19 protein-coding genes are annotated in these 26,312 nt (G+C 64.6%); 9 read left to right on the forward strand and 10 right to left on the reverse strand.

Annotation, left to right across the window (positions count from 1 at the left end):
* Position 1: 1 nt before the first annotated feature.
* From nirB to AC1Z3V_RS18860, 5 genes are all read left to right on the forward strand, one after another.
* The gene (gene nirB / locus AC1Z3V_RS18840) at positions 2-2,464 is read left to right on the forward strand and encodes a nitrite reductase large subunit NirB (RefSeq protein WP_483501028.1); all 2,463 of its coding nucleotides are present in this window, start codon (positions 2-4) and stop codon (positions 2,462-2,464) included.
* A gap of 4 nt (positions 2,465-2,468) precedes the next feature.
* On the forward strand, positions 2,469-2,804 hold the full coding sequence (nirD, locus tag AC1Z3V_RS18845) for a nitrite reductase small subunit NirD (RefSeq protein WP_483501029.1): 336 nt from the start codon (positions 2,469-2,471) through the stop codon (positions 2,802-2,804).
* 2 nt (positions 2,805-2,806) lie between these two features.
* Positions 2,807-5,464 carry a nitrate reductase gene (locus AC1Z3V_RS18850; RefSeq protein ID WP_483501031.1) on the forward strand — a complete coding sequence of 886 codons (2,658 nt, stop codon included), beginning with the start codon at positions 2,807-2,809 and terminating at the stop codon, positions 5,462-5,464.
* Positions 5,436-6,935 (forward strand): siroheme synthase CysG, encoded by a 1,500-nt coding sequence (gene cysG / locus AC1Z3V_RS18855; protein ID WP_483501032.1) that lies wholly within the window; start codon positions 5,436-5,438, stop codon positions 6,933-6,935. Before AC1Z3V_RS18850 ends, cysG begins: the two co-directional genes overlap by 29 nt.
* 88 nt (positions 6,936-7,023) lie before the next feature.
* The gene (locus AC1Z3V_RS18860; protein ID WP_483501034.1) at positions 7,024-7,719 is read left to right on the forward strand and encodes a DUF2268 domain-containing putative Zn-dependent protease; all 696 of its coding nucleotides are present in this window, start codon (positions 7,024-7,026) and stop codon (positions 7,717-7,719) included.
* Between the two features lie 62 nt (positions 7,720-7,781).
* Here AC1Z3V_RS18860 and AC1Z3V_RS18865 read toward each other — a convergent pair whose 3' ends face one another.
* From AC1Z3V_RS18865 to AC1Z3V_RS18895, 7 genes are all read right to left on the reverse strand, one after another.
* Positions 7,782-8,201: a GFA family protein gene (locus AC1Z3V_RS18865; protein ID WP_483501035.1), complete on the reverse strand. Its 420-nt coding sequence runs from the start codon at positions 8,199-8,201 to the stop codon at positions 7,782-7,784.
* A gap of 158 nt (positions 8,202-8,359) precedes the next feature.
* Positions 8,360-9,160 (reverse strand): 5-deoxy-glucuronate isomerase, encoded by an 801-nt coding sequence (gene iolB / locus AC1Z3V_RS18870; protein ID WP_483501037.1) that lies wholly within the window; start codon positions 9,158-9,160, stop codon positions 8,360-8,362.
* Positions 9,161-9,416: 256 nt separating this feature from the next.
* Positions 9,417-10,316: a myo-inosose-2 dehydratase gene (gene iolE, locus AC1Z3V_RS18875; RefSeq protein ID WP_483501038.1), complete on the reverse strand. Its 900-nt coding sequence runs from the start codon at positions 10,314-10,316 to the stop codon at positions 9,417-9,419.
* 175 nt (positions 10,317-10,491) lie between these two features.
* Positions 10,492-12,345, reverse strand: coding sequence for a 3D-(3,5/4)-trihydroxycyclohexane-1,2-dione acylhydrolase (decyclizing) (iolD, locus tag AC1Z3V_RS18880; protein ID WP_483501040.1), 1,854 nt, complete (start codon positions 12,343-12,345; stop codon positions 10,492-10,494).
* A gap of 176 nt (positions 12,346-12,521) precedes the next feature.
* Positions 12,522-14,459, reverse strand: coding sequence for a bifunctional 5-dehydro-2-deoxygluconokinase/5-dehydro-2-deoxyphosphogluconate aldolase (locus AC1Z3V_RS18885; protein ID WP_483501041.1), 1,938 nt, complete (start codon positions 14,457-14,459; stop codon positions 12,522-12,524).
* Between the two features lie 106 nt (positions 14,460-14,565).
* Positions 14,566-15,438, reverse strand: a complete 873-nt coding sequence (locus AC1Z3V_RS18890; protein ID WP_483501042.1) for a MurR/RpiR family transcriptional regulator — start codon at positions 15,436-15,438, stop codon at positions 14,566-14,568.
* A gap of 95 nt (positions 15,439-15,533) precedes the next feature.
* Positions 15,534-16,661, reverse strand: a complete 1,128-nt coding sequence (locus AC1Z3V_RS18895) for a Gfo/Idh/MocA family protein (RefSeq protein ID WP_483501044.1) — start codon at positions 16,659-16,661, stop codon at positions 15,534-15,536.
* A gap of 262 nt (positions 16,662-16,923) precedes the next feature.
* Between AC1Z3V_RS18895 and AC1Z3V_RS18900 the strand changes: the two genes are divergently transcribed.
* Entirely contained in the window at positions 16,924-17,730 is an 807-nt protein-coding gene (locus AC1Z3V_RS18900) for a class II glutamine amidotransferase (RefSeq protein WP_429810942.1), read from the forward strand.
* Positions 17,731-17,972: 242 nt separating this feature from the next.
* On the opposite strand, the gene coaBC is transcribed toward AC1Z3V_RS18900, so the two are convergent.
* Positions 17,973-19,193 carry a bifunctional phosphopantothenoylcysteine decarboxylase/phosphopantothenate--cysteine ligase CoaBC gene (gene coaBC / locus AC1Z3V_RS18905; protein WP_483501046.1) on the reverse strand — a complete coding sequence of 407 codons (1,221 nt, stop codon included), beginning with the start codon at positions 19,191-19,193 and terminating at the stop codon, positions 17,973-17,975.
* 345 nt (positions 19,194-19,538) lie between these two features.
* Here coaBC and AC1Z3V_RS18910 point away from each other — a divergent pair, with 345 nt between their 5' ends.
* Together AC1Z3V_RS18910 and AC1Z3V_RS18915 are read left to right on the forward strand one after the other, a co-directional pair.
* Positions 19,539-21,350 carry a diguanylate cyclase gene (locus AC1Z3V_RS18910; RefSeq protein WP_483501048.1) on the forward strand — a complete coding sequence of 604 codons (1,812 nt, stop codon included), beginning with the start codon at positions 19,539-19,541 and terminating at the stop codon, positions 21,348-21,350.
* Between the two features lie 161 nt (positions 21,351-21,511).
* Positions 21,512-23,092, forward strand: coding sequence for an ABC-F family ATP-binding cassette domain-containing protein (locus AC1Z3V_RS18915; protein ID WP_483501049.1), 1,581 nt, complete (start codon positions 21,512-21,514; stop codon positions 23,090-23,092).
* Positions 23,093-23,101: 9 nt separating this feature from the next.
* Here the strand turns inward: AC1Z3V_RS18915 and AC1Z3V_RS18920 are convergent, their stop codons facing one another.
* Positions 23,102-24,004 (reverse strand): cation diffusion facilitator family transporter, encoded by a 903-nt coding sequence (locus AC1Z3V_RS18920; protein ID WP_483501050.1) that lies wholly within the window; start codon positions 24,002-24,004, stop codon positions 23,102-23,104.
* A 202-nt stretch (positions 24,005-24,206) separates the two neighbouring features.
* Here AC1Z3V_RS18920 and AC1Z3V_RS18925 point away from each other — a divergent pair, with 202 nt between their 5' ends.
* Positions 24,207-24,986, forward strand: a complete 780-nt coding sequence (locus tag AC1Z3V_RS18925; protein ID WP_429810949.1) for a bestrophin-like domain — start codon at positions 24,207-24,209, stop codon at positions 24,984-24,986.
* Between the two features lie 5 nt (positions 24,987-24,991).
* On the opposite strand, the gene AC1Z3V_RS18930 is transcribed toward AC1Z3V_RS18925, so the two are convergent.
* Positions 24,992-26,260 carry an MFS transporter gene (locus AC1Z3V_RS18930; protein ID WP_483501052.1) on the reverse strand — a complete coding sequence of 423 codons (1,269 nt, stop codon included), beginning with the start codon at positions 26,258-26,260 and terminating at the stop codon, positions 24,992-24,994.
* Between the last annotated feature and the right edge of the window lie 52 nt (positions 26,261-26,312).

The raw sequence follows: 26,312 nt of genomic DNA on the forward strand, positions 1-26,312 counted from the left end.
CATGGCCGAACACACCACTGAAAAGCTCGTGATCATCGGCAACGGCATGGCGCCGGGCCGCATGCTGGAAGAACTCTTCGAGAAGGCACCGGGCCGCTATGCGGTGACAATCTTCAACGCCGAGCCGCGCGTCAACTACGACCGCATCATGCTGTCGCCGGTGCTATCGGGGGAAAAGGATTACGAGCAGATCATCATCCATGGCGATGGTTGGTACATCAAGCACGGCATCACGCTCTACAAGGGCCACAAGATCATCGCCATCGACCGTGACGCCAAGACCGTCACATCCGACCATGGCGTCACCGAGAGCTACGACAAGCTGGTGATCGCGACCGGTTCGGTGCCCTTCATCATTCCTGTGCCGGGCAAGGATCTGCGCGGCGTCATCACCTATCGCGACCTCGACGACGTGCAGGCGATGTTGCTTGCGGCCCAGTCGCGCGAAAAGGCTGTCGTCATCGGTGGCGGCCTTCTCGGCCTCGAAGCGGCGGCCGGCCTCAATGCACGCGGCATGGACGTTACCGTGCTGCACGTCATGCCGACCTTGATGGAGCGGCAGCTCGACCCCGCCGCCGGTTACCTGCTGCAGAAGGCGGTCGAAGAGCGTGGCATCAAGGTCATCACCAAGGCGAACACCAAGCGGATCATCGGCGAAGAAAAAGTCGAGGGCATCGAGCTCGATGACGGCCGCATCATCCCGGCGACACTGGTCGTGATGGCTGTCGGCATCCGACCGAATGTCGGCCTTGGCAGGGAGGCAGGACTTGCCACCAACCGCGGCATCGTCGTCGACGCCGGCATGCAGACCTCCGACGGGCACATCATGGCGCTTGGCGAATGTGCCGAGGTCGGCGGCATGGTCTACGGCCTTGTGGCGCCGCTCTATGAGATGGCGCGGGTTGCCGCCCGCCACCTGGCCGGCGATCGCAGTGGTGCTTTTGTTCATTCCGATACACCGACAAAACTGAAGGTGACCGGCATCAACCTCTATTCGGTCGGCGACTTCGCCGATGGCGAGGGGCGCGAGGAGATCGTGTTGCGCGACGCGACCGCCGGCGTCTACAAGCGCCTCGTGCTCAAGGAGAACCGCATCATCGGCACGGTACTCTACGGGGAGACGGCCGACGGCGCCTGGTTCAACGATCTGATGAAGCGTGGCACTGACATCTCGGAAATGCGCGACACGCTGATCTTCGGCCAGGCCTATCAGGGAGGGTCGCCCCTGGACCCTATGGCGGCCGTTGCAGCCTTGCCGGATGATGCGGAGATCTGCGGCTGCAACGGCGTCTGCAAGGGCAAGATCGTCGAGACCATTGGCACCAAGGGCCTGAGCTCGCTCGACGACGTGCGGGCTCATACCAAGGCGTCCGCCTCCTGCGGCTCCTGCACCGGCCTTGTCGAGCAACTGATGTCGCTGACACTCGGCGACAGCTACAATCCCGCCGCCGTCCAGCCGATGTGCACCTGCACCGAACTCGGCCATGACGACGTGCGCCGGCTAATCAAGGCCAAGGGCCTGAAGACCATTCCCGCCGTCATGCAGGAGCTGGAGTGGAAGACTTCCTGCGGCTGCGCCAAGTGCCGTCCGGCGCTCAACTACTACCTCGTCTGCGACTGGCCGGACGAATATGCCGACGACTACCAGTCGCGTTTCATCAATGAGCGCGTCCACGCCAATATCCAGAAGGATGGCACCTATTCGGTCGTGCCGCGCATGTGGGGCGGCGTCACCAATGCGCAGGAATTGCGCGCCATTGCCGACGTCGTCGACAAGTTCGAGATCCCGCTGGTCAAGGTGACCGGCGGCCAGCGCATCGACCTGCTCGGCATCGAGAAGGAAAACCTGCCGGCGGTTTGGGCCGATCTCGGCAAGGCGGGCTTCGTTTCTGGTCAGGCCTATGCCAAGGGGCTGCGCACGGTGAAGACCTGCGTCGGCTCCGACTGGTGCCGCTTCGGCACCCAGGATTCGACCGGCCTCGGCATCCGCATCGAGAAGTTCATGTGGGGTTCCTGGACGCCGGCCAAGCTGAAGATGGCGGTCTCCGGCTGTCCACGCAACTGCGCGGAAGCCACCTGCAAGGACATCGGCGTCATCTGCGTCGACAGTGGTTTCGAGATCCATTTCGCCGGGGCGGCCGGGCTCGACATCAAGGGCACGGAAGTTCTTGGCCTGGTGAAGACCGAGGACGAGGCGCTGGAGCATATCGTGGCGCTGACGCAGATGTATCGCGAGCAGGCGCGCTACCTCGAGCGCATCTACAAATGGGCGAAGCGCGTCGGCCTCGACGAAATCCGCCGCCAGATCATCGGTGATGCCGACAAGCGCAAGGCCTATTTCGACCGCTTCGTCTTCAGTCAGAAATTCGCCCAGGTCGACCCCTGGTCGGAGCGCGTCTCCGGCAAGGACAAGCACGAGTTCCGGCCGATGGCGACGGTCGGTTTTTCTGAAGCTGCAGAGTGAGGTGATGGATATGAACTGGCATCCAATCGGCGACATCTCCGACATTCCGCTGAGGGGCGCGCGCTGCGTGAAGACGCCCCAGGGCAAGATCGCCGTGTTCCGCACCGCCGAAAACGAGGTCTTCGCCATCGAGGACCATTGCCCGCACAAGGGCGGGCCGCTGTCGGAGGGCATCGTCCACGGCGCGGCCGTGACCTGCCCCCTGCATAACTGGGTGATCTCGCTCGAAACCGGCAAGGCGCTTGGGGCGGACGAGGGCGCAGTGCGCACCATCCCGGTGCGCATCGACGGCGGCGCGCTCTACATCGCGCTCGAAAGCCTGCTGATTGCGGCGGAATAACCATGGAGCGGGAGGTCAAGACCACCTGTCCCTATTGCGGCGTCGGCTGCGGCGTGATCGCAACGGTCACCGAGGATGGCGCCGTCTCTGTTCGCGGTGACACCGATCATCCCGCCAACTTTGGCAGGCTCTGCTCCAAGGGCTCGGCGCTGGCCGAGACCCTCGACCTCGACGGCCGGCTGCTGCATCCGGAGATCGGCGGCAAGCAGGCCGGCTGGGACGAGGCGCTCGATCTCGTCGCCGCGCGCATTGCCCAGACGATCGCCGAGCATGGGCCGGACTCGGTCGCCTTCTATGTCTCCGGGCAGTTGCTGACCGAAGATTATTACGTCGCCAACAAGCTGATGAAGGGCTTCATCGGCTCGGCCAATATCGACACCAATTCGCGGCTCTGCATGTCCTCGTCCGTTGCCGGCCACCGCCGCGCCTTCGGCTCGGACACGGTTCCTGGCTGCTATGAGGACCTGGAACTCGCCGATCTCGTGGTGCTCACCGGCTCCAATCTCGCCTGGTGCCACCCGGTGCTCTATCAGCGCCTCGCCGCCGCCAAGGCGGCACGGCCCGAGATGCGGGTGGTGGTGATCGATCCGCGCCGCACGATGACTGCCGATATCGCCGACCTGCATCTGGCAATCCGTCCCGATGGCGACGTGGCGCTGTTCAACGCGCTCTTCGCCCATCTGGCGGCAAGCCCTGCTGTCGATCAGTCCTACGTCGCCGCCCACACCAGCGGTTTCGCTGAAGCCCTCGCCGCCGCAGATGCGCTCGACCAGGCCGCTTTGATGCAGACAACAGGGCTGGAAGTCTCGGAAATCGCCGCCTTCTTCCGCCTGTTCGAAACGACGGAAAAGGTCGTCACCTGCTATAGCCAGGGCGTCAACCAGTCTTCCTCCGGCACGGACAAAGTCAACGCGATCATCAACTGTCACCTCGCCACCGGCCGCATCGGCCGGCCGGGCATGGGGCCGTTTTCGCTCACCGGCCAGCCCAATGCCATGGGCGGTCGCGAGGTCGGCGGCCTTGCCAACATGCTCGCCGCCCACATGGATATCGAGAAGGCCGAGCATCGCGATCGGGTGCGCCGTTTCTGGGGCGCGCCGTCGATCGCCGCAAAGCCGGGGCTGAAGGCCGTCGACATGTTCAGCGCCGTCGCCGACGGCCGCATCAAGGCGATCTGGATCATGGCGACCAATCCTGTGGTCTCCATGCCGGATGCCGATGCCGTCGAGGCCGCCCTCAGGGCCTGTCCCTTCGTGGTCGTCTCCGATGTGCTCCGAGAGACCGACACCACCCGCCACGCCCACGTACTGCTGCCCTCGCTCGGGTGGGGCGAGAAGGACGGCACCGTCACCAACTCCGAGCGCCGCATCTCCCGCCAGCGCGGTTTCCTTGCGGCTCCCGGCGAAGCCCGCGCCGACTGGTGGCAGCTTGCCGAGGTAGCCCGCCGCACGGGCTTCCAGGGCGCCTTTGCCTTTGCCTCGCCGGCCGAGATTTTTGCCGAGAATGCCGGCCTTTCGGGCTTTGAGAATGACGGGCGGCGGGATTTCGATATCGGCGCCCATGCTGAGATCGACGCTGCCGACTATGACGCGCTCGCGCCATTCCAATGGCCACAGCCACAGGGAAAACCGAAGGCTGAGACCCGCTTCTTTGCCGATGGCGGTTTCTTCCACGCGGATGCGCGCGCCCGCTTCGTGGCGGTCGCAAGCAGCGTTCCGGTCCGCGTCAGCGACGCCTTTCCCTTCACCTTGAATACCGGCCGCGTGCGTGACCACTGGCATACGATGACCCGCACCGGAAAGAGCGCGCGGCTCTCGGCTCATCTCGCCGAACCTTTCGCCGAGATCCACCCGCGCGACGCGATGGACCTCGGAATTGCGCCGGCCGATCTCGTCGCGCTCGAAAGCCCCCACGGTTCGGCGATCGTCCGCGCGCTCATCACCGAGCGGCAGGCGCGCGGCAATCTCTTCGTGCCCATGCACTGGAACGACCAGTTCACCGCGAAGGCGCGCGTCGATGCCCTGGTCCCGCCGGTCACCGATCCGGTCTCCGGCCAGCCGGCCTCCAAGAACGTCGCCGTCGCGATCAGCCGCTTTTCCGCCTCGACCTATGGCTTCGCGGTCAGCGCGGCGAAACCCTCGGGTCTTGATCTCGGCTACTGGGCGGTCGCCAAGGCGAAGGGCGGTTGGCGCCTGGAGTTCGCCACGGCAGAGGCGCCGGAGGATTGGATCGGCTGGTGTCGCGGGACCTTCGGTTTGCCTCAGGATATCGAGCCGATCGGCTACGCCGACGGCCCCTCCGGTCAGCGCCGCCTTGCCTTTTTTGACGGCGATCGTCTGCTGCTGGCGCTCTTTCTCGCGCCCGAGCCCGTGGCGGTTGCCCGCAATTGGGCGGTCGAGCAGCTCAGCGTCTCGCACGCGGATTTGCGCATGCGCTTTGCGCTCGTGGCTGGCCGGCCCGGTGCCGACACGCCGGATCCGGGAGCGGCTGTCTGCTCCTGCTTCAACGTCGGCGTCAACCAGATCGTCGCCGCCGTCCGCGGCGGCTGCCGCTCGGTCGAAGCGGTCGGACAGGCCGTGAGTGCCGGAACCAACTGCGGCTCTTGCCGCGCCGAGATCAGGGGGATCATCGATGGATGCCTTGCTGCCGCGGCGGAATGAAGAGCGATCGCGCGCCGAACCGGCGCGCATGGCCGCGCTCGCCAAGCTGCCGGTCTTCTGGTCGCTCGAAGGCAAGCGCGCCGTGGTGTCAGGCGGCAGCGCCGCCGCCTGGAAGGCGGAGCTGCTGGCCGCCTGTGGTGCCGAAGTACATATCTATGCGCCGGCGGAAGAGCTCGGCGAGGTCTGCACCGCATTGATCGAGAAAGGTGCTGCTCATCCCTCCGGTCGCCTCATTCATCACCGCGAGCCTTGGCAGGCGGATGCGTTGGCCGGTGCCGCGCTCGCGATCGCCGATTGTGGGAGCGACGAGGAGGCACGGACCTTCTTCGCGGCTGCCCAGCAGGCCGGTGTGCCGGTCAACGTCATCGACAAACCCGCCTTCTGCCAGTTTCAGTTCGGCTCGATCGTCAATCGCTCGCCGGTCGTCGTGTCGATTTCGACCGATGGCGCAGCACCCATCCTCGCCCAGGCGATCCGCCGCCGTATCGAGACGCTGCTGCCGCCGGTGCTGAAGGATTGGGCAGCGCTGGCGCAGACGCTGAGAGACAAGGTCAACGCACGGCTGAAGCCCGGTGCGCCGCGCCGCGCCTTCTGGGAACGCTTCGTCGATCTCGCTTTTCAGGCGACACCGGAGGAGGGTGTCGATACGCGGCTGGTGGCGGAGATGGAGCGCCTGTCGGCGAACCATGCCGCCACCGGCCGCGTGACGCTTGTCGGCGCCGGCCCCGGCGACAGCGAGTATTTGACGTTGAAAGCCGTGCGGGCGCTGCAGGCGGCCGACGTCATCCTGTTCGACGATCTCGTTTCGAACGAGGTTCTGGAACTCGCCCGCCGCGAGGCCAAGCGTATGCTGGTCGGCAAGCGCGGCGGGCGCGAAAGCTGCCGGCAGGAGGACATCAACGACATGATGGTGGCGCTGGCGCGCGCCGGCAAACGCGTCGTTCGCCTGAAGGCTGGCGATCCCATGATCTTCGGCCGGGCCGGCGAGGAGATCGCGCGGCTGGAAGAGGAAGGCATCCCGGTCGATGTCGTGCCCGGCATCACCGCCGCGAGCGCCATGGCCGCGCGTCTCGGTCTTTCGCTCACCCATCGCGACCATGCCCAGGCGGTGCGCTTCGTCACCGGCCACTCCCGCCATGGCGGCCTGCCCGCCGATATGGATTGGCGCGCCATTGCCGACCCGAGGACCACGACGGTCTTCTACATGGGCGGACGCACCGCACCCGCCATCGCCGCGCACCTCCAGGAGGAGGGGTTATCCGGCGAGACCCCGGTCGTCATCTCGGCCAATGTCAGCCGCGGCAACGAGCGGCGCTGGCAGGGCACCTTGCGCGACCTTGCCGCCGGCATCGCCGCGATCGGCTATGATGATCCGGTTTTGATCGGCATCGGCGCCGCTTTCGGCGTCAGGCGGGTGCCGATGGTCACTGTCCGCCCTACGCCTTTTGCCGCAGGTTCGCTTGCCAGTTGAAGTTTTCCTCTGCCCGGCATTGCAATCACCGGCCGCATGCTTACCTTGCCGCGCTGTAGAGTGATGTCGACGACGGGAGATTCGCCAGATGCTGGACCTGCGTGTTCATTTCCTTGAAGCGTATGGATCGCTTGAGCGCTGGCGCGAGGAAATTCTGCATCAGGTGCACGAGACCGCCGAACGGGTTGGCGCCCGTGTTCCTGCGTCGGACAGTGCCGCTCCCATCGATATCGCCGTCGAAAACAGGCCGGGCGAGACCATTCCCGAACTTGGCGTGGCGGGCGGCTGCTATCGCCGAGGGCTGGTCTTCCTCACGCTCGATCCCGGCAACGCCAATTTCGAAGCCAGCCTGGCAGCCGGCGAATTGCGGAAAATGCTGACGCACGAGCTGCACCATTCCTTCCGCCACGCGACCTGCGGCTATGGCTCCAAGCTGGGCGAAGCTCTGGTCACAGAAGGCCTTGCGGATGCTTTCGATGTCGAGATCAATGGCGGCGACGGTCATGCCTGGAACCATGCGATTACAGCGGGCGATTGGGCAGGTTTGCTGGAGCGTGCCGAGCGGGAACTCTGGGCGGAAAGCTACGATCATGCCGGCTGGTTCTTCGGCAGCGATCGCGCACTGCCGCGCTGGGCCGGCTATACGATTGGCTATCACCTCGTGAAGACCTATCTCGCTGCAAACCCCGATGCACGCCCGTCGCAGATGACGGCGACACCTGCATCGGTTGTCATCGGAGAAGCCTGGGCGTTGTTGAAGGAAGGCCCGCTGGCCGCCGCTTGAGCGGCTGGAGCGGGAAGAATGTGTGCAGTTTCCGCCGGCATCCCGCCCCAAACCACCGTGATCTAAGCGTAAGGCGCCTCGTCGCGATCGCGGCCGGGCAATCTCCTGACATCGCCGATCCAGGGCAGTGCCGAAGAACACCAGATTTGCGATCTCGGCCTGAGCTCCCGGCGCTGGTTGATCGTGCCGACCCGGATGCCGACTTCCAGCGCGTCCTCGCCCGTGCCGGTCGTATAGATCGGCGAGCCGCAGTTCGGGCAGAAAAATTGCAGCCGCTGGCGACCGTTGTCGGCGACCTTGATGTAGAGCTTCGGTTCGCCGCCGGTCAGCCGGAACTTCTCGTGCGCCGTGCCCGCGGTCACGCGATAGGCGGATCCCGTCAGTTGCTGGCAATCGGTGCAATGGCAGATCGCGACATCGGTCGGATCGATCTCGGCCTCATAGGTTACGTAGCCGCAGTGGCATTGCCCATCGATATGCATCGAGGCCTCCCTGAAAGCAGGGAAGCTAGAGCGGCGCGGCAAAAAGTGTATGCCGCTTTCCGCGTTGGAGCTCGGAATGGCTCACGCCGGACGATCGACGACGGTCGCCACTGGCGGAGCGGCTGGAAGCGTGGCGCTGCGATTGCGTAAGTAGAAACTTACACGCCGGTGAAGAGCCACTCGTGTTCGGGGGCGTTGTGGAACTTCCAGATACGCTTAGGTCCGGCCATGACGTTGAGATAGTAGACGTCGTAACCATGTACCGCGGCGACGGGGTGATAGCCCCTAGGCACCAGCGTCACGTCGCCGTCCTCGACCGCCATGGTCTCGTCCAGCGAGCGGTCGTCGGTATAGACGCGCTGCATGGCGAAACCCTGCGGCGGGTTCAGCCGGTGGTAATAGGTCTCTTCCAGGTAGCTCTCGGCCGGCAGGTCGTCCTGGTCGTGCTTATGCGGCGGGTAGGAGGAGGTGTGGCCGCCGGGCGTGATCACCTCGACGACGAGCAGCGACTGTGCCGAGCCGTCGTCCTCCGGCATGATGTTGGTGACGTAGCGGGTGTTGGTGCCCTTGCCGCGGGTCATTTGCGGATGCGTGCCTGGCGCGATCACCTTCGCCTTGAAGCCGTCGCCGCCCGGCGCCGAGCAGATAGCGAGGTCGAGGTCCGAGGTCGCCGTTGCCTGCCAGCGGCTGCCCTTCGGCACATAGACGGCATAGGGCTGGCCCTCGAACGGCGTCATGCGCTCGCCGAGCTCGCCGAAGCTCTCGCCGTCGACGGTGACCTTTGCCTTGCCGGAAACCAGCACCAGGCAGACTTCCCTGTCGCCCGTCTCGCCTTCGGTCGTCTCCCCTGCCTTCAGCCGTTCGAGCGCGAAACCGACATAGGTCCAGCCGGCACTCTCTGGCGTCACGTTTTGCATGAGGCCCGATTTGGCTTTCGGTTTGACGAGCAGCTTGGACATGTCGGTCTCCCTAACTCTTTTATCATGGGGTGCCGGTCGTGCGGTCTGCCCCTCACCCTAGCCTTCTTCCCGCTTGCGGGGAGAAGGGACACCGTTTGCACTTTACCGCTGCCGTTGAGAGGATCGAGCGGTTGCAGCATATCCCTTCTCCCCGCGCGCGGGGAGAAGGTGGCGGTAGCCGGATGAGGGGCGCTGCGTTTCCCTCACCGCGCCGATGAGGGCACTCACTCCAAGTCCGGCGACCGAAAGTCTGGGCTTACTTGTCGAGCCCGGCTTCCTTTGCAAAGGCCTTCAGCGACTTCAGGCCGAGCGACTGGTATTCGAACGGGTTGCGCACGGCCGAATCCTGTTCCGCCTCGATCACCAGCCAGCCGGAATAGTCGTGCTCGGCGGCGATTTTCAGGACGGGGAGGAAGTCGACGCCGCCCTCGCTGTCGCCGGGAACGGTGAAGACGCCGCGGCGTACGCCTTCGAGGAAGGAGAGGCCTTCGCCCTCGACTTGCCTGCGCACGGCCGGGCGCACGTTCTTGCAATGGATGTGGCGGACGCGGTGCATGTATTTCTTCGCGACCTCGGCCGGATCGGAGCCGCCGAACCAGGCGTGACCGGTGTCGAGCAGCAGCTTGGTGGCCGGGCCGGTATTCTGCATCAGGAGGTCGATCTCCTCGCCGGTCTGGACGATCGTGCCCATGTGGTGGTGGTAGACGAGGTCGATGCCCTGATCGGCGCAATACTTAGCGATCGCTTCGAGATCGGCGCCGAACTTCTTCCACTGGTCGGCCGGCAGAACCGGCTTGTCGTTGGCGACGGACTTCGTATCGTCGCCATGGATGGCGTTCGAGGTCTCGCAGACGATCGCCACCTTGCAGCCATTGTGCTTCAGGAGATCGAGATGCGGCTGGATCGCCCTTTTCTCGGCCTCGACGTCATGGGTGAGCAGGTTGGTCGAGTGCCAGCCGGAAACGAAGACGAGATCGTAGGAGGCAAGCTTCTGCTTCAGCGCCTCGGGATCAGCAGGCATCTTGTGGCCCTTCTCGATGCCGTCGAAGCCGATCTTCTGGCAATCGGAGAGGCAGTCCTCGAGCGTCAGATGCGCGCCGATCGAATGATCGTCGTCGTTGCTCCAGGCGATCGGGTTGGTTCCGTAGCGGATCATGTCTTTCACTTTCTCTTGCGTCGTCCGCTTGGGGCGGAAGGTTTGTCAGTCTCGTTGTGGCGGAGGGGGAGGGCAACGTGGCCCCTCATCCGCGCGATGCGGGGCCGTCTCATCCATCCGGCGTCGTCGAACATGAAAAAGCGCTCGCATGGATAACGCGAGCGCTATCTCTGAATTAGCCGAAACGCTGCGCGAGCAGGGCTTTCTCATAGCCCTCGCGCGCTTCATTCACTTGCTTGCGGCCGGACACCTCGGGCACCGCGACATCCCACCAGTGGCCGCCGGCCTCGGTGGTGATCAGCGGATCGGTGTCGATGACGATGACGGTCGTGCGCGTCTCGTTCGCGGTCTCCTTGAGTGCCGCTTCGAGCTCGGAGATCGAGCCGACCTTGCGGGTGACGGCACCCATGGCGGCGGCGTGCGCCGCGAAGTCGATTTGCGGCAGCTCCACGTGGTGCGTGTCCTTCAGGAGATTGTTGAAGTTGGCGCCGCCGGTGCCCATCTGCAGCCGGTTGATGCAGCCATAGCCGGCATTGTCGAGCAGCACGATGGTGAACTTGGCGCCGAGCATGATCGAGGAGGCGATCTCCGAGTTCAGCATCATGTAGCTGCCGTCGCCGACCATGACGATGACGTCGCAGTCGGGCTTGGCAAGCTTGACGCCGAGGCCGCCGGCGACCTCGTAGCCCATGGTCGAGAAGCCGTATTCCATGTGGTAGCCGCCGGGTTCTTCCGCCTGCCAGAGCTTGTGCAACTCGCCGGGCAGACCGCCGGCCGCGCAGACGAGCGTTGTGTTCTTGCCGCCGCGGGCGCGCTGCACGGCGCCGATCACCTGGGCATCGGAGGGCAGCGCCGCATTGGTCGTGGCCGTCGCCTTGTCGGCAGCCGTCAGCCATTCGGCCTTGCCGGCCTTCGCCTTGGCGGTCCAGCTCGGATCGGCCTTGTGGCTGCCCAGGCCGCCGGAGATGCGGTTGAGACCGGCGCGGGCGTCCGCGATCAGCGGCAGGCCGTTGTGCTTGCCGGCATCGAAGGGCTGGACGTTGAGGCCGATGATCTTCAGGCCTTCGTTCTTGAAGAGCGCCCAGGAGCCGGTGGTGAAGTCCTGCAGGCGCGAGCCGACGGCGAGAACCACATCGGCTTCCTCGGCAAGCGCGTTGGACGCCGAGGTTCCGGTGACGCCGACCGAGCCCATGTTGAGCGAATGCGAGTGCGGCAGCGCCGACTTGCCGGCCTGCGTCTCGACGACCGGAATGCCATGACGTTCGGCGAAGTCGCCGAGCTCCTTCGTTGCCTCTGAATAGAGCACGCCGCCGCCGGCGATGATGATGGGCTTCTTCGCTTGCTTGAGTGCCGCGATCGCGCTCGCCAGTTCGTCGAGATCGGGCTCGATGCGGCGCGGCACCCACACCTTCTCGTCGAAGAAGCTTTCCGGATAGTCATAGGCTTCGGCCTGTACGTCCTGGCAGAGCGACAGCGTCACCGGGCCGCAATCGGCGGGATCCGTCAGCACCTGCATGGCGCGGCGGAGCGCCGGGATGATCTGTTCGGGCCGGGTAATACGGTCGAAATAGCGCGACACGGGACGGAAGCAGTCGTTTGCCGAGATCGTGCCGTCGCCGAAGCTTTCGACCTGCTGCAGCACCGGGTCAGGACGGCGATTGGCGAAGACATCGCCGGGCAGGAGCAGCACCGGCAGGCGGTTGACATGGGCGAGTGCCGCCGAGGTCACCATGTTGAGCGCGCCTGGGCCAATCGAGGTTGTGCAAGCCATGAAGCGGCGGCGGAAGCTCGCCTTGGCGAAGGCGATTGCCGCGTTCGCCATGCCCTGCTCGTTCTGGGCGCGATAGGTCGGCAGCGTATCCTTGATCGCATGCAGCGCTTCGCCCACGCCCGCGACATTGCCATGGCCGAAGATGGCGAAGACGCCGCCGAAAATCGGCACCCTTTTGCCATCGATGACAGTCATCTGGCGGGTCAGGAACCGCGCCACGGCCTGTGCCATGGTCAGGCGCACGGTCTTCTGGCTCATAATCTGTTTCCTCCTCGTGGCGGAATCGTCCCGTTCCGCTCGCTGCATATTCCTTAAATCGAACTCGATTTAAGGATAAAATATACAGCAAATCAAAATGTTACAGCGACCTTTGCGCGTCTGGACAGACGCGCGGCGCTGTCGTCTGCAGCATTATCGACTGGTACCTGTCGACTTTATGCCGCCTTCGTTTCACCCAGTTGCAGCCAGAGATCCACCAATGCCGCAAACTTTCCGGCCATGTCGTCGATCGCCTGCTCGTCGCTCATCGTACCGCCGAGCCAGGCCCTGCCGGCATCGGCGAAGATTGTGCGGCCAACAGCGAAGCCCCTGACGGTCTTCGAGGTACGCGCGGCTGCAAAGCCATCCTTGAGCTGCTCATAGGGCGCTTCGAGACCCAAGAGCACCACGCCGCGGCAGAGCGGATCGCGCGCCTCGATGACGGCGTCGATCGCCGTCCAGGCGCCGCGGCTTGCCTGCGGCTCGAGCTTCCACCAGTCCGGCTTGAGGCCGGCATCATAGAGTTCGGTGAGAGCCCGCGGAATGGTCTGGTCGTCAAGCTTGCCGTGCTTGCCGGCTATGATCTCGATCAGGATTTCGCGGCCGACCTTGCGGGCTGCCTCGAAGGCCGAGCGGAGCTTCGCGACCTGCTGCGCCTTGAGTTCGGCCGGATCGTCCGGGTGGTAAAAGGAAAGCACCTTGATGCAATGGTCGACGGGCCAATCGATCAGGCGGCTGCCGAGATCCTGGCTGAATTCGAACTGCAGCGGCCGCGAACCCGGAAGCTCGATCGGCTTGCCGATCCAGAAATCGCGGTATGCGCCGGCGGCATAGAGCGCGTCGCGGCCGTATTTGTCGTCAATCAGCATGCCGAACCCGGAACGTCCGGCCGCGACCTGCGCAGCCGCCTTGACTGCCAGCACCTTGAACGCCGGAATGCGGTCAAGCAGGGCCTGGTCGCCCGCTGCCATGTCTTCGAGCTGGCTGCGGTGGTCGATCGCAAGCGCCATCAGAAGCGGGATTTCGCGGCGGCGGGTGGTCGCCCAATGCACGTGGTTGATCGCCTCGTCCTTGCGCAGCGCCCGTTCCTGGCTGCCGTTTTCGAGGAAGAACTGCAGTTCGGTCCAGGTCGGGATTTCCGGGGCGCAGAGCAGGCGCGAGACGGCGAAGGCGCCGCAGGCATTGGCCCAGGTGGCGGACGTCGCATGCGGTTCGTCCCTGAGCCAGCCGCGCAGGAAGCCGGACATGAAGGCGTCACCGGCGCCGAGCACGTTGTAGACCTCGATCGGGAAGCCTTTGCCGACGATGCCGTCTTCGAGATCATCGGTGATCGGGCCGTCATAGACGATGCAGCCCATCGGCCCGCGCTTCAAGACGATCGTCGCCTTGGACAGCGCACGGATCGTCTTCAGCGCCTGGAGCAGGTCGCTCTCGCCCGAGGCGATCAGCACTTCCTCTTCCGTGCCGACGATCAGGTCGCAATCGGCGAGAACCGTCTTGAGATGCGCCGAGACGCGGTCGGAAGCGATGTAGCGGCTTTCGCCGGCGTCATGGCCGGCAAGGCCCCAGAGGTTCGGGCGATAGTCGATGTCGAAGACGACCTTCGCGCCGTTTTCCTTGGCGATGCGGATCGCCTTGCGCTGGGCGGCATCGGTGTTCGGCTTGGAGAAATGCGTGCCGGAGACCAGGACGGCGCGGGCGCAGCGGATGAACTCTTCCGAAACGTCATCCTCGCACAACGCGTTGTCGGCACAATTGTCGCGATAGAAGAGCAACGGGAAGGACTTGTCGTTCTCGACGGCGAGGATGGCGAGCGCCGTCAGCCGTTCCGGATCGGTGACGATGCCGCGCGTCTCGACGCCTTCACGGGTGAGCTGCTCGCGGATGAAGCGGCCCATCTGCTCGTCGCCGACGCGGGTGAGCAACGCCGACTTCAGGCCAAGGCGGGCGGTGCCGACAGAAATGTTGCAGGGGCAGCCGCCGACCGATTTGGCAAAGCTCGAAACGTCCTCAAGGCGCGTGCCGATCTGCTGGCCATAGAGATCGACCGAGGCCCGGCCGATGGTGATCAGGTCGAGCGGCTTTGCTCCCTGTGCCGAAACGTTCTGGCTCACTGCTACCTCCCCGCGGACACCTTGGCGGGCCCGACCATTTTCGTACTGTGGGTGATGGCTGTATGAAACATAAATTCCGACGTTTCGTCAATATGGAATTTTCATTCTATTCATTCCGTTCGACGTGATTTCCCTCGGCAAGGCGCTGGCGCTTCTCGGCAATGGCGACCGTGAGCGCCATGGCAAACGCCATGCTGGCGGAAAGCGAACGGAAGCCCGCATGATCGGCCTCGACCAGTTCGAACCAGACCTTCGAGGATTCAGCCAGTGGCGAGAAGGCAGAATCCGTCAGCGACACGACCGGCACCTTGCGCTCGGCGAGCAGCCGCGCCTGGGCCGCACTTTCGGATGCATAGGGCGAGAAGCTGACGGCAAAGGCTGCGTCGTTCTTCGTCGCCATCGCCAGCATGTCGTCGTCGATGCCGGCGGCCGTGCCGACGAGCTGATATCTCACCTTCAGCTTGCCAAACGCATAGGCCATGTAGCTGGAGATCGGATAGGAGCGGCGCTTGGCGATCAGGTAGATCGTGTCTGCCTTGGCCAGGATGTCGACGGCACGCTCGAACGCTTCGGGATCCACCGAAGAGGCGATGTTGTCGAGCGAGCGGTGGGCGGCGGCGACGAAGCCGTTGAAGATCGAGCCGCTCTCGAGCTTGCTGTGGTCATTGGCGCTCAATGCCTTCAACCGGTCCTCATAGCCGGGCGTGCGCTCGCGCAGGCGCGCGCGAAAGATCTGCTGCAGGCTGGAAAAGCCTTCGAAGCCGAAATGCTGGGCGAAGCGCACCAGCGTCGAGGGCTGTACCTCGGCGGAGGTTGCGATGCTCGCCGCCGTGCCGAAGGCGATCTCGTCGGGATTGTCGAGCGAATAGGCGGCAACCTGGCGCAGCCGTTTCGGCAGCTCCGCCTTGCGTTCCAGAATGGCGGCCTTCAGCGCCTCGAAATCCTGCGGCACTTCTGTCGTCGTTTCCGGCATCGCCATGTCTCGTTTGTCTCCACTCTGGATAAGTCTGGTTCGTTACCTCACCTTAATCGATTAGTCGGGAACGGGATAGAACAGGCATTCCGCATCCCGCTCTAGATCTGCACCCATTCGTTGGTCTTGGCCGACTGATAGGTAGCCGAAAGGACCTTCTGCACCTCGTAGCCCTCGCGGAAGTCGGTCGAAGGCGACGTGCCGCCGGCAATGGCGTCGAGGAATTCCTTGACCTCGATCGCCTTCAGGTCGTTGAAGCCGATCTGGTGGCCGGGCGCCACGCAGAAGGCGCCATAGGGCGGATGTTCGGGCCCCGCCCAGATGGTGCGGAAGCCGCGGGTGCGGATGTCGTCGCCGGTCTTGTAGAGGCGGATCTCGTTCAGCCGCTCCTGCGTGAAGACGATGCTGCCCTTCGAGCCGTAGATCTCGAAATCGTGCTGCATCTTGCGGCCCGTTGCGATCCAGCTCGCCTCGAAGCTGCCGGTGGCGCCGTTCTCGAAGCGCACGAAAGCGCGGGTAATGTCGTCCACTTCGACCGGGCGGGTCTCGCTGGAGCCGGCGGCGATCGGGCGTTCCGGGATCTGGATGATGGTTTCGGCGAGTACCTGCTTGATGGGGCCGACGAGATGGCGCATGGAGGCGATGATATGGCTGCCGATATCGGCAAGCGCGCCGCCGCCGCTGGCCGGATTCAGACGCCAACCCCACGGCACGTTCGCATCGGCCATGAAGTCTTCCGCATGAATACCGCGCATCGAGCGGATCTCGCCGATCTCGCCGCTTTCGATGATGTCCTTGGCGAGGAAGATCAGCGGGTTCTTGAGATAGTTGAAGCCGACCTGGGTGACGACGCCGGCTTTCTCGGCTGCCTCGACCATCTCCCTGCATTCGGCGACCGTCGGCGCCAGTGGCTTTTCGCAATAGACATGCTTGCCGTGGGCGATCGCCGCCAGCGCCATCTCCTTGTGCAGGAGGTTCGGCGTGGTGATGTCGATGATGTCGATATCCGGATCGGTGAGCAGTTCGCGCCAGTCGGCGGTTGCCTTGCGGAAGCCGAGCTGGCCGCGGGCCCGCTCGGCGCTCTCGACGGTGACGTCGGCGACCGTAACGAGGTCGAGCTCGAAGGGCAGGTCGAAGACCCGCGCCGCGATGGTGAAGCCGAGCGCATGGGCCTTGCCCATGAAGCCCGTGCCGATCAGGCCGATCCCGAGTTTGCGCTTGCTGCCCATCTTGAATTCCTCCCTGGCCGTATTGGCTCGAAATGAAATGTTTTGTGCATGATTTGTCAATATGGAATATTTATTCGAAATAGGGCGCAAGACCGAATCTGTGCCGGCGGAAACAGCCAAATCTGTGCGTTCCGGCCAGGGTGATCTTGACGAAGGGGGAATGTGTTAACGCATTTTTACCATGTTCCGTTGGAACATCGCACTTCGTCATGGTTAACGAATCGCCTCTGTGTGAACGGGGTGGAGCTGGAGTGAAATCAGCATGTGCCGCTGGGCAGCCTATCGCGGGGAGCCGCTCTATCTTGAGGAACTGGTGACCTCCCCGGCGCACTCGCTGATCGAACAGTCCCATTGCGCGACACGGGCGAAGACCGCCACCAATGGCGACGGCTTCGGCGTCGCCTGGTACGGCGATCACCCGGAGCCAGGGCGCTACCGCGATATCCTGCCGGCCTGGTCGGACTGCAACTTGAAGAGCATCGCCCGGCAGATCCGCTCGCCGCTCTTCCTCGCCCATGTGCGCGCCGCGACCGGTGGCGGCACGCGGCGCGACAACTGTCATCCTTTCGTATTCGGCCGCTGGTCCTTCATGCACAACGGCCAGATCGGCGACTTCGAGCATCTGCGCCGGCCGATGGAGAGCATGCTCGACAACGACCTCTATTCGGCGCGCACCGGCACGACGGATTCGGAACTCCTGTTCCTGCTTGCCATGCAGTTCGGGCTCGACCGCGATCCGCTGGGCGCGATCGCCGAGGCGCTCGCCTTCGTCGAGCAGCTTGCCGAACATCTGGAACGCCAGGTGCTGGTCCGCTTCACCGCCGCCTTCTCCGACGGCCATGATCTCTACGCGGTGCGCTACGCCTCCGACTGGAAGGCGCCGACGCTCTACGCCGCGCCCATGGGGCCGAGCGGCGGCTATTGCCTCGTCTCCGAGCCGCTCAACGATGATGACAACGCCTGGGTCGAAATCCCCGACGGGACGGCAGTTATCGTCGGCGAAAACGGCGTCGATGTCCGGCTGTTCTCCACGCAAGGAGCGCCGGCGAAGTCTCGTCAATTCGCCTAAGGCATCGCATAGAGGATCGCAGCGCAAGGTGTCGGCCCGTCATCCGGCTGCCGCCACCTTCTCCCCGCCTGCGAGGAGAAGAAGACCCGCGGCGCTCTCTCGACCGCAAAACAACCCTTCGCGATTTGTCCTCTAACGACCGAACCTCTGCCGCCTAGCCACAAAGTGGGCATTCGCGTTTGCCACGTCCCCTCACTCCGCCTGCGGGGAGAAGGTTAGGGTGAAGGCAATTTGGGGGCCGCTTAGCCCCGCTCCTTCCGCGCCAGTTCGGCCGCAATCATCACCGCAAGCTTCTCCGCCACAGCGTCCTTGTCCATCTCCGGCCAATCGTCGTTACCGGCAGCCGAGATCAGCTTCACCTTGTTGCGGTCGCCGCCCATGATCCCGGTCGCCGGCGACACGTCGTTTGCGAGGATGAAGTCGGCGCCCTTGCGCTCGAGCTTGGCGCGGCCGTTATCGGCGACGTTCTCGGTCTCGGCGGCAAAGCCGAACACCAGTTTCGGCCGCTTGGCGTGATGCCCGACCGTCTTCAGGATATCGGGGTTTTCCGCAAGCTGCAGCGGCGGCGGGGCTTCGCCCGGCTTCTTCTTGATCTTGTTGCCGGCAGCCGTCGCCACCCGCCAGTCGGCAACGGCGGCAACCATGACGGCGACATCGGCGGGGAGGGCGGCAAGCACCGCATCACGCATTTCCTCGGCCCGCTCCACATGCACGACCTTCACACCCGCCGGATCCGGGATCGTCACCGGGCCGGAGACCAGCGTGACGCTTGCACCGAGTTTCGCGAGCGCAGCGGCGATTGCATGGCCCTGCTTGCCGGAGGAGCGGTTGGCGATGTAGCGCACCGGGTCGATCGGCTCATGCGTCGGCCCGGAGGTCACGATGGCGCTGCGCCCGGCAAGCGGTTTCGGCGCGCCCGCGAGAAGATCCTCGACGGCCGCCACGATCGAAAGCGGCTCGCTCATGCGGCCTTCTCCGGCCTCGCCGCTTTCCGCCATCTCGCCGGCCTCCGGACCGATGAAGCGGATGCCGTCCCTGGCAAGCGTCGCGCGGTTGCGGCGGGTGGCCGGATGCGCCCACATCTTCGGATTCATCGCCGGCGCAACCAGCACAGGCCGGTCGGTCGCGAGCAGGATGGTGGAGGCCAGATCGTCGGCATGGCCGTTCGCCATCTTCGCCATCAGGTCGGCAGTTGCCGGCGCAACGACGACGAGGTCGCATTCGCGCGCCAGCCGGATATGGCCGACATCCTGTTCGTCCTCGCGCGAAAAGAGGTCGAGGTAGACATGCGAGGCGGAAAGCGCGCCGACGGCAAGCGGTGTGACGAATTGCTGCGCGCCGGCCGTCATCACCGGCCGCACGCTCGCGCCGCGTTCGCGCAGGCGCCGAATGAGATCAAGGCTTTTGTAAGCCGCGATGCCACCGGAGATGATCAGGAGAATGCGCTTGCCCGACAGTGTCATTTGCACCCGGCCTTTCGGCCGCCCTCTTGCCCGGCATGGGCCGCCGAGCCTACGCTATACCAGAACTATCCCACGGCCAGCCTCACCGCGTCTCTGGCGTCGAACCTACTTGAGCGATCCGCCGGGCGCAACGTGTCGCGCGGAGCGGGATTGGTGATGCTGACATCAGCACGATACGGCGTTTCGATAGTTTACGCCTCCAGGCATCATCGACGATTCGCGCCGGCCGGCGGCACAGAATGGAACAAAAGCTGCCCTGGCGGCGTCGACATGCTCCGGGCCTGTTGCCGAAGCCGGGCATCACGATTAATGCGCTCTCAATCCGCGGGGGCTAAGCTTTTTACCATGCGAATAAATGCGATCACCAACTGGGCCTATGGCGTGACCGTGCTCCTGACGGGGCTTTCCGGCACGGCTTTCATCTTGTCGACAAACAGCGCGATCGAGGAACGCCAGGCGGTCGAGCAGCATCTTGTGCTCGATACGCTAGGCGAAGAGCTTGCGCTCGGCGCGGAAGTACGAACCGACGAGGCGCGCCTTTACGTCATGCGCGGCGATGAGCGCCACCTCGAAGCCTTCCATCGCGCGGAAGGGGAAGAACGGCGGCGCGAGGAGGCGATCAAGACCGCGACGAACTTCGGTGCCACGCCGGGCGAACTCGCGGCGTTGCATGAGATGGGGCGCGAGGCGGAAGCGCTCGACAAGGTCGAGGTCGCCGCCATCGCAACCTATCAGAAGGGCGACCGCGCCGGCGGCCAGCAGATGCTGTTCGGACCCGAGCATGAGCGTCTGCAGACGGCGCTGTTGGAGACTGTCGCGCGATTTCGCGAATTGACCACGACCCGGACGAGTGCGGCGCTCGGCGAGGCACAGCGCCGCAGCGACTGGTTCGCGCTCGCCGCCAAGGCGATGCTGGGCGTGACCGCCGTGCTGTTCCTCAGCGTGCTTTATTTCATCCTCAAGCGTCGCGTCGCCATGCCGCTCACGCGCATGAGCGGGATCGTCACGCGGCTCGCCAGGCAGGACTATGCGGTGGAGGTCCCGGTCGATCGGCGCCGCGACGAGATCGGCGAGATGAACCAGGCGATCCACATCTTCCGCGAGAACGGCCTCGAGCGCGATCGGCTCGATGCCGAACGGCGGCTGGACCAGCAAACCAAGGATCTGATCCTGCAGATGATGCACCGGCTGCAGGCATGTCAGAGTCAGGACGAACTGGCCGAGGTCGTGGCCCGCTTTGCGCCGCAGGTCTTCCCGAATCTCGCTGGTCATCTCTATGTGCTGAATGACAGCCGGACGCTGTTGACGCGCGTCGGCACCTGGCTCGATCCGCAGCATTCGGTGCCATCTTTCCCGTCGAGCGCCTGCTGGGGCCTTCGCCGCGGTCGGCCGCATGTCAGCAATCGCGGCCAGAGCGACATCGCCTGCCAGCATCTCGACGACCACGGCGCGGTAGGCCTCTGCGTCCCGCTGACGGCACAGGGCGACACGATCGGGCTTCTCTACTTCGAGGAGCATTCGCAGGAGAAGTTCGCCGTGGAGGCGTCGCGCCTTTATCTGGAACTGATCGCCGAGAATATCGGGCTTGCCGTCGCCAACCTGCAACTGCGCGAGAAACTCACCAATATGGCGGTGCGCGATGCGCTCACAGGGCTGCTCAACCGGCGCTGCCTGGACGAGGCGCTGAATCGGCAGCCGCGCGGGCAGGGCGGCGGGCCGCTCACCTGCCTCATGATCGACATCGATCACTTCAAGCGCTTCAACGATGAATTCGGCCACGATGCCGGCGACGTGGTCATGCAATATGTCGCCCAGATCATCGTCAACACGGTGGCCGATGCCGGTGGCGCCTATCGGTTCGGCGGCGAGGAATTCACCGTTCTGTTGCCGGAGGCCGGCGAAGCTGCTGGCTTCGAGCTTGCAGAGCGGCTCAGAACCAAGATCGGCACCACGCCGCTCTCGCATCGCGGCCGGATTCTGGGCACCGTGTCGGTCTCGATCGGCATTGCCTCGGCCCCGGACGACGGTCCCGTCACCACGCTGTTGACGCGGGCCGATGCCGCTCTTCTCGATGCCAAGAGCCACGGACGCAACCGCAGCGTCTGCGCTTCGGGGCTGAGCTTCGGCGAGGGCACGGAACGGCGCAGCCTCGCCTGACAGCCTCGTCCTCGCCCCGCCACATCGAATGTTCCGCCTTGAAACGGGCGCATTCGATGTTATCTATGACGCCGATAGAAATTTGAACAGGATACACGCATCGATGGATTTCACCCTGACCGCCAAGCCGAACCGTCTTGCCATCAGGGAAAACCGTATCCATGCCTGCTTCGATTTCACTCTCCCAACTTTCGTGGTCCACGCCTGAGGGCCGAAGCCTCTTTTCCGATCTCGACCTGACCTTCGGTCCGCTGCGCACCGGCCTTGTCGGCCGCAACGGCGTCGGCAAATCCACGCTCTTGCGCTTGATCGAAGGTTCGCTGATGCCGCAGACAGGCAGGGTCTCCGTCGAAGGCAGTCTTGGCGTCTTGAGCCAGACGGTGCAGGTCGCGGCCGATGAGACCGTAGCCGACCTCTTCGGCGTCTCCAGGGCGCTCGCCGTCCTCAAGCGAGCGGAAGAGGGGCTGGCCGGCATGGACGAGCTTGCCGCCGCCGATTGGACGCTCGAATCCCGGCTGGAAGCCGCGCTCGCCCGCGTCGGTCTCGACGCTGCGGCAGAGACGCGCCTTGCCGCCCTTTCCGGCGGCCAGATGACGCGCGTGAAACTCGCGGCCCTCGTCTTCCAGGAGCCGGATTTCATCCTGCTCGACGAACCCACCAACAATCTCGACCGTGAAGGGCGAGCCGCCGTTGCCGCGTTGATGGCCGGTTGGCGCGGCGGCGCCGTCGTCGTCAGCCACGATCGCGAACTCCTGGAAACGATGGACGCGATCGTCGAGCTGACGACACTTGGCGCGACGACCTATGGCGGTAATTGGAGCCACTACCGCGAGCGCAAGGCGATCGAGCTGGCCTCGGCCCGCCACGATCTGGCCGATGCCGAGCGGCGTCTGGCCGAGGTCGACCGCAAGGCCCAGGAAACGGCCGAACGCAAGGCGCGCAAGGATGCCGCCGGCCGCCGCAAGCGCGCCAGGGGCGACGAACCGTTGCTGCTCCTCGACGCCAGGAAGGAGCGCAGCGAGAAGACCGGCGGCGATAATGCCCGCCTGGTGGAACGCCGGCGCGATCAGGCGGTCGGGGACCTGGCGGACGCGCGGGAACGCATCGAGATCCTGCAGCCACTGAGCGTTCGCCTGCCTCCGACCGGGCTCCCCGCCGGGCGCAGCGTGCTGCAGATCGGCGATGCCAGCGTGGGCTATGAGGCGGGGACGCCTGTCGTCGATCGCCTGTCGCTTTCGATCGTCGGACCGGAGCGCGTGGCGCTTACCGGCCGCAACGGCTCCGGGAAGACGACGCTCTTGTCGCTATTGACGGGCGAACTTCAGCCGTGGTCGGGCAGCGTCCGCGTCTTGGTCGATCACGCCATGCTTGACCAGCGGGTGAGCCTGCTCGATCCCGCACTCTCGATTCGCGACAATTTCCGACGCATCAACCCCGGAGCAAGCGAGAATGCCTGCCGCGCGGCGTTGGCCCGCTTCATGTTCCGGGCGGATGCTGCCCTGCAGGTCGTCTCGAGCCTCAGCGGCGGGCAGATGCTGCGCGCCGGTCTCGCCTGCGTGCTCGGCGGCAGCAGCCCGCCGCAACTCCTGATCCTCGATGAGCCGACCAACCATCTGGATATCGATTCGATCGAGGCGGTCGAGGCGGGCTTGCGGGCCTATGACGGCGCGCTGCTGGTCGTCAGCCACGACCACGCCTTTCTGGAGGCGATCGGGATCACGCGGCGCATCGAGCTTTCCTGAAAGGGGGAACTACTCCGCCCAGCGCGCTTCGCCGGTAAAGGCGATCGTCAGCCAGCGGTCGTGGCCGGGGTCGCCGATCTCTTCACCGATCTCGGCACGGATCCTATCGAGTTCGGCAAGCGTGCCGACCTTGGTTTCCGGCGTGCCGATCAGATAGATCTCGATCGTCTTGGAGCGGCCGACCTTGGCGACATAGGTGCGATAATCGGCAAAGCCGTGGCGCGCGACAGCGTTGGCGGCCGCCTGGCGCACGCGTTCGTCGAGTTCAGCGGGCGCGACCAGGAAGATCTCCTTCAATGCCTGGAAGACCGTGCGGATCGGCAGCGGGATCAGGCAGAGCGTCAGCACGATCAGGATCGTCGGGTCGACATAGGGTGTCCAGTGCTCGTATGCCGTGCCCTTCAGCGTGGCGGCGGTCAGGAACGCGATCAGGAGGGCGGCCGTGATCACGCCGGACATCGCCCAGGCACGCACGTCGAGCGCCAGGAACTCCGAACCGATCGGCCGGTTCGCCCGGCGTATATAGAAGAACATGACGAGGCAGATCACGACGACGACGGCGGCATAGGCGATCGCCCAGTCGAAGGCGAGGTGGTTGCCGCCCGACAGAATTGACCCTACGGCGTTGATCATCGCGTAGAACGAGAGCAGCGTCAGCAGCCCGGCATTGAAGAGCAGGACCATCGGTTCGATGTGCCAGAAGCCCATCTGGAACCGCTTGCTCTGCTTCGGGATCAGTTGCGTCACGCCGAGCGCCAGCAGCGTCATGGAGGCGTCGACGGCGGAGAACACCCCGTCGAACACGATCGAGACCGATCCGGACAACAGGCCGAACAGCACGCCCGTCGTGCCGACGACGATGGTCGCGGCGATCGATTGTTTGAGCACAGTCTGTTCGGTCTGACTCGTCATGATGTTGTTTTTACCTCCTGTTTCGGCGTGGCACCGTAGGGGCTGGCGGTGCGAAATTGTGGCAGCCAGTGCAAACATAGCGTTTCGCCCCTTCGTAGGACAGTCGCCGCGCGCACGCGCTAATAAAGCTCAGCGTTGTGTTTCGAGGGCTGCACGCCCAGTATTGCCGGAGGTCACCAGTGGCGAAGGACGTGGAGGGAAAATGATTGGCGAAATGTTTCTTGGTGCCCTGTTTGTCTTGGGTACGGTCGGCCTGACGCTCGCGGCCTATTTCCTGATGCGGTTGATCATGGGCGGCGAGGCGGAAGGGCACGAAAAGGAACTTGCGAGTTCGGTCATCTTCCGCATCTCGGCGCTGCACGGCCTGATCCTCGCGCTCGTCTTCGCGCAGGAGATGGTCGAGTACCAGCAGCTCAAGTACGAGATGGCGACGGAAGCCGGTGCGATCGCCGATATTTTCTACGATGCCGCACGTTACGGCGAAGCCATCAAGACGCCGATCCAGCAGGCGATTGCCGCCTATGCGGCGGAGGTGATCGATGGCGAATGGCAGTCGCTGGCGGACAAGGGTCGGCTTTCATCTGAGGCCTGGGTTCAATGGGATCATGCCTACCAGCAAGTGCTGAACCTCATACCGGCCGACAAGCGCCAGGAGAGCCTGCGCAGCCAGATGCTGGAGCGCCTGCATGACATATCGCAAAGCCGAACCAAGCGGGAAAGCAACGTCGCGGACTCGATCGACAGCATCTTCTGGTTCGCGGCACTTTCCGGCGTCATCTTCATCGCGCTCGCCTATTATTCCTTCCCGCCGATGCGGCGCAATCTGCTGCTGCTGTGTCTCTTCGGCGCCTATACCGGCATCATCCTGTTCCTGATCTATGCCTTCTCCAATCCGTACCAGCCTCCGGCTGCCCTTGCCCCGGGACCGCTCGAGCGGGTGCAGCAGCAGATCAGCGCGTCGCGGCCAACAAACGGCGGATAACGGCGCTATGCGAATTGACCCAGCCGCAGAAGGTCCCCGTGGATGGCGCCGCTGTCGGACGCATCGGCGCGTGCCGCCCCGGGGCGCGGTGGCGGCATGGCGTGACCGACCGCAAACAGAAGCGCGCTGGCCGCCGAAAGCAGCGCGAACAGCAGGAACATGCCGGCGCCTCCGACGGCGCCAAGTGCGAGGCCGCCGATGAGCGGCCCGAGGAAATTTCCGACCGACGACAGCGAGTGCGCGCCGAAATAGGTACCCCGGTTGCCGGCATTGGAAATACCGTCGACCAACACATATTCCGAGGGCACGACGAGCACCTCGCCGATGGTGAAGAGGATCATCGAGGCGATGAGCATGTCCGCTCCGGACGAGGCTGCGAAACCGATCTCGCCAATCAGAAACAAGAGGCAGCCGAGCGACAGCGCCGGCAGGGCGCCGATCCTCTCGATGACGAATCGAGCCGGCGTGCTGGCGATCAGCACCGTTGCAGCATTGGTCGAAACCAGGAGCGCAAAGAGCGCGATGCCATCCTCGAAACCGGTGTTGATATACTGCGACAGGGTCACCGACCACTGACCATGAACGGCGAGCAGCAGCGTGCCGCCGATCACGAAGAAGACCAGCCGCCGGTCGCGCAGGGCGGCAACAAGCTCGCGCCAGCCACCGGCGGCCTGTGATGCCTCCTTGGTTTGCATCATCTGCCTGCTGGCGGCTTCGGGTATCGTCAAGAAGAGCGTCAGGCCGAAGGCTGCATGCATGACGCCGGCGCTGACGAAGAGCGTCGAGTAGGCGGCGCCCACCCACACGCCGATCAACGGCCCGATGGCCCAGCCGGCATTGATGGCGAGATAGCGCCAGGAGAAGACCTTGAGGCGCAGATGCGCCGGCGCCGCGTCGCTCATCAGGGCGCGCGCAACCGGTTCATAAACGGCGGCGGCTACGGCGGAAACGATGTGCGCCAGCGCGAAAGCAGCGATCGATTGCGCCAGCCCGAGCCCTGTCAGCGCCAGACCGGCCATGAGAAGCGCTGTGGTCAGCACCCCTTTTCGGCCGATACGGTCGGACAGCGTGCCGGCAAAAGGGCTGACGATGGCCCCGAGCAGCGGGCCGGCGCCGATCAGGGCGCCGATGCCTGCGGGACTGAGACCAAAATCACGCTGCAGTCGGATCGCCAGAAACGTCAGGCTCATGCCCTTGGCGATGGTCACCACGCCGGAGCCTGCGATGAGGAGCAGCGCGACACGGCGGCCGGCGTTTTCGGAATAGGCATTCATCGCAGGCACCTGCAGGCTGGAGGTCGCTCCGTTCCTTGTGGAATGCGGAACG

Source organism: Ensifer sp. 38_S197, assembly GCF_056924495.1.

Coding starts and splice junctions, on each gene's coding strand:
- nirB (WP_483501028.1), top strand. CDS start 2: ATGGCCGAACACACCACTGAAAAGCTCGTGATCATCGGCAACGGCATG.
- nirD (WP_483501029.1), top strand. CDS start 2,469: ATGGATATGAACTGGCATCCAATCGGCGACATCTCCGACATTCCGCTG.
- AC1Z3V_RS18850 (WP_483501031.1), top strand. CDS start 2,807: ATGGAGCGGGAGGTCAAGACCACCTGTCCCTATTGCGGCGTCGGCTGC.
- cysG (WP_483501032.1), top strand. CDS start 5,436: ATGGATGCCTTGCTGCCGCGGCGGAATGAAGAGCGATCGCGCGCCGAA.
- AC1Z3V_RS18860 (WP_483501034.1), top strand. CDS start 7,024: ATGCTGGACCTGCGTGTTCATTTCCTTGAAGCGTATGGATCGCTTGAG.
- AC1Z3V_RS18865 (WP_483501035.1), bottom strand. CDS start 8,201: ATGCATATCGATGGGCAATGCCACTGCGGCTACGTAACCTATGAGGCC.
- iolB (WP_483501037.1), bottom strand. CDS start 9,160: ATGTCCAAGCTGCTCGTCAAACCGAAAGCCAAATCGGGCCTCATGCAA.
- iolE (WP_483501038.1), bottom strand. CDS start 10,316: ATGATCCGCTACGGAACCAACCCGATCGCCTGGAGCAACGACGACGAT.
- iolD (WP_483501040.1), bottom strand. CDS start 12,345: ATGAGCCAGAAGACCGTGCGCCTGACCATGGCACAGGCCGTGGCGCGG.
- AC1Z3V_RS18890 (WP_483501042.1), bottom strand. CDS start 15,438: ATGGCGATGCCGGAAACGACGACAGAAGTGCCGCAGGATTTCGAGGCG.
- AC1Z3V_RS18895 (WP_483501044.1), bottom strand. CDS start 16,661: ATGGGCAGCAAGCGCAAACTCGGGATCGGCCTGATCGGCACGGGCTTC.
- AC1Z3V_RS18900 (WP_429810942.1), top strand. CDS start 16,924: ATGTGCCGCTGGGCAGCCTATCGCGGGGAGCCGCTCTATCTTGAGGAA.
- coaBC (WP_483501046.1), bottom strand. CDS start 19,193: ATGACACTGTCGGGCAAGCGCATTCTCCTGATCATCTCCGGTGGCATC.
- AC1Z3V_RS18910 (WP_483501048.1), top strand. CDS start 19,539: ATGCGAATAAATGCGATCACCAACTGGGCCTATGGCGTGACCGTGCTC.
- AC1Z3V_RS18915 (WP_483501049.1), top strand. CDS start 21,512: ATGCCTGCTTCGATTTCACTCTCCCAACTTTCGTGGTCCACGCCTGAG.
- AC1Z3V_RS18920 (WP_483501050.1), bottom strand. CDS start 24,004: ATGACGAGTCAGACCGAACAGACTGTGCTCAAACAATCGATCGCCGCG.
- AC1Z3V_RS18925 (WP_429810949.1), top strand. CDS start 24,207: ATGATTGGCGAAATGTTTCTTGGTGCCCTGTTTGTCTTGGGTACGGTC.
- AC1Z3V_RS18930 (WP_483501052.1), bottom strand. CDS start 26,260: ATGAATGCCTATTCCGAAAACGCCGGCCGCCGTGTCGCGCTGCTCCTC.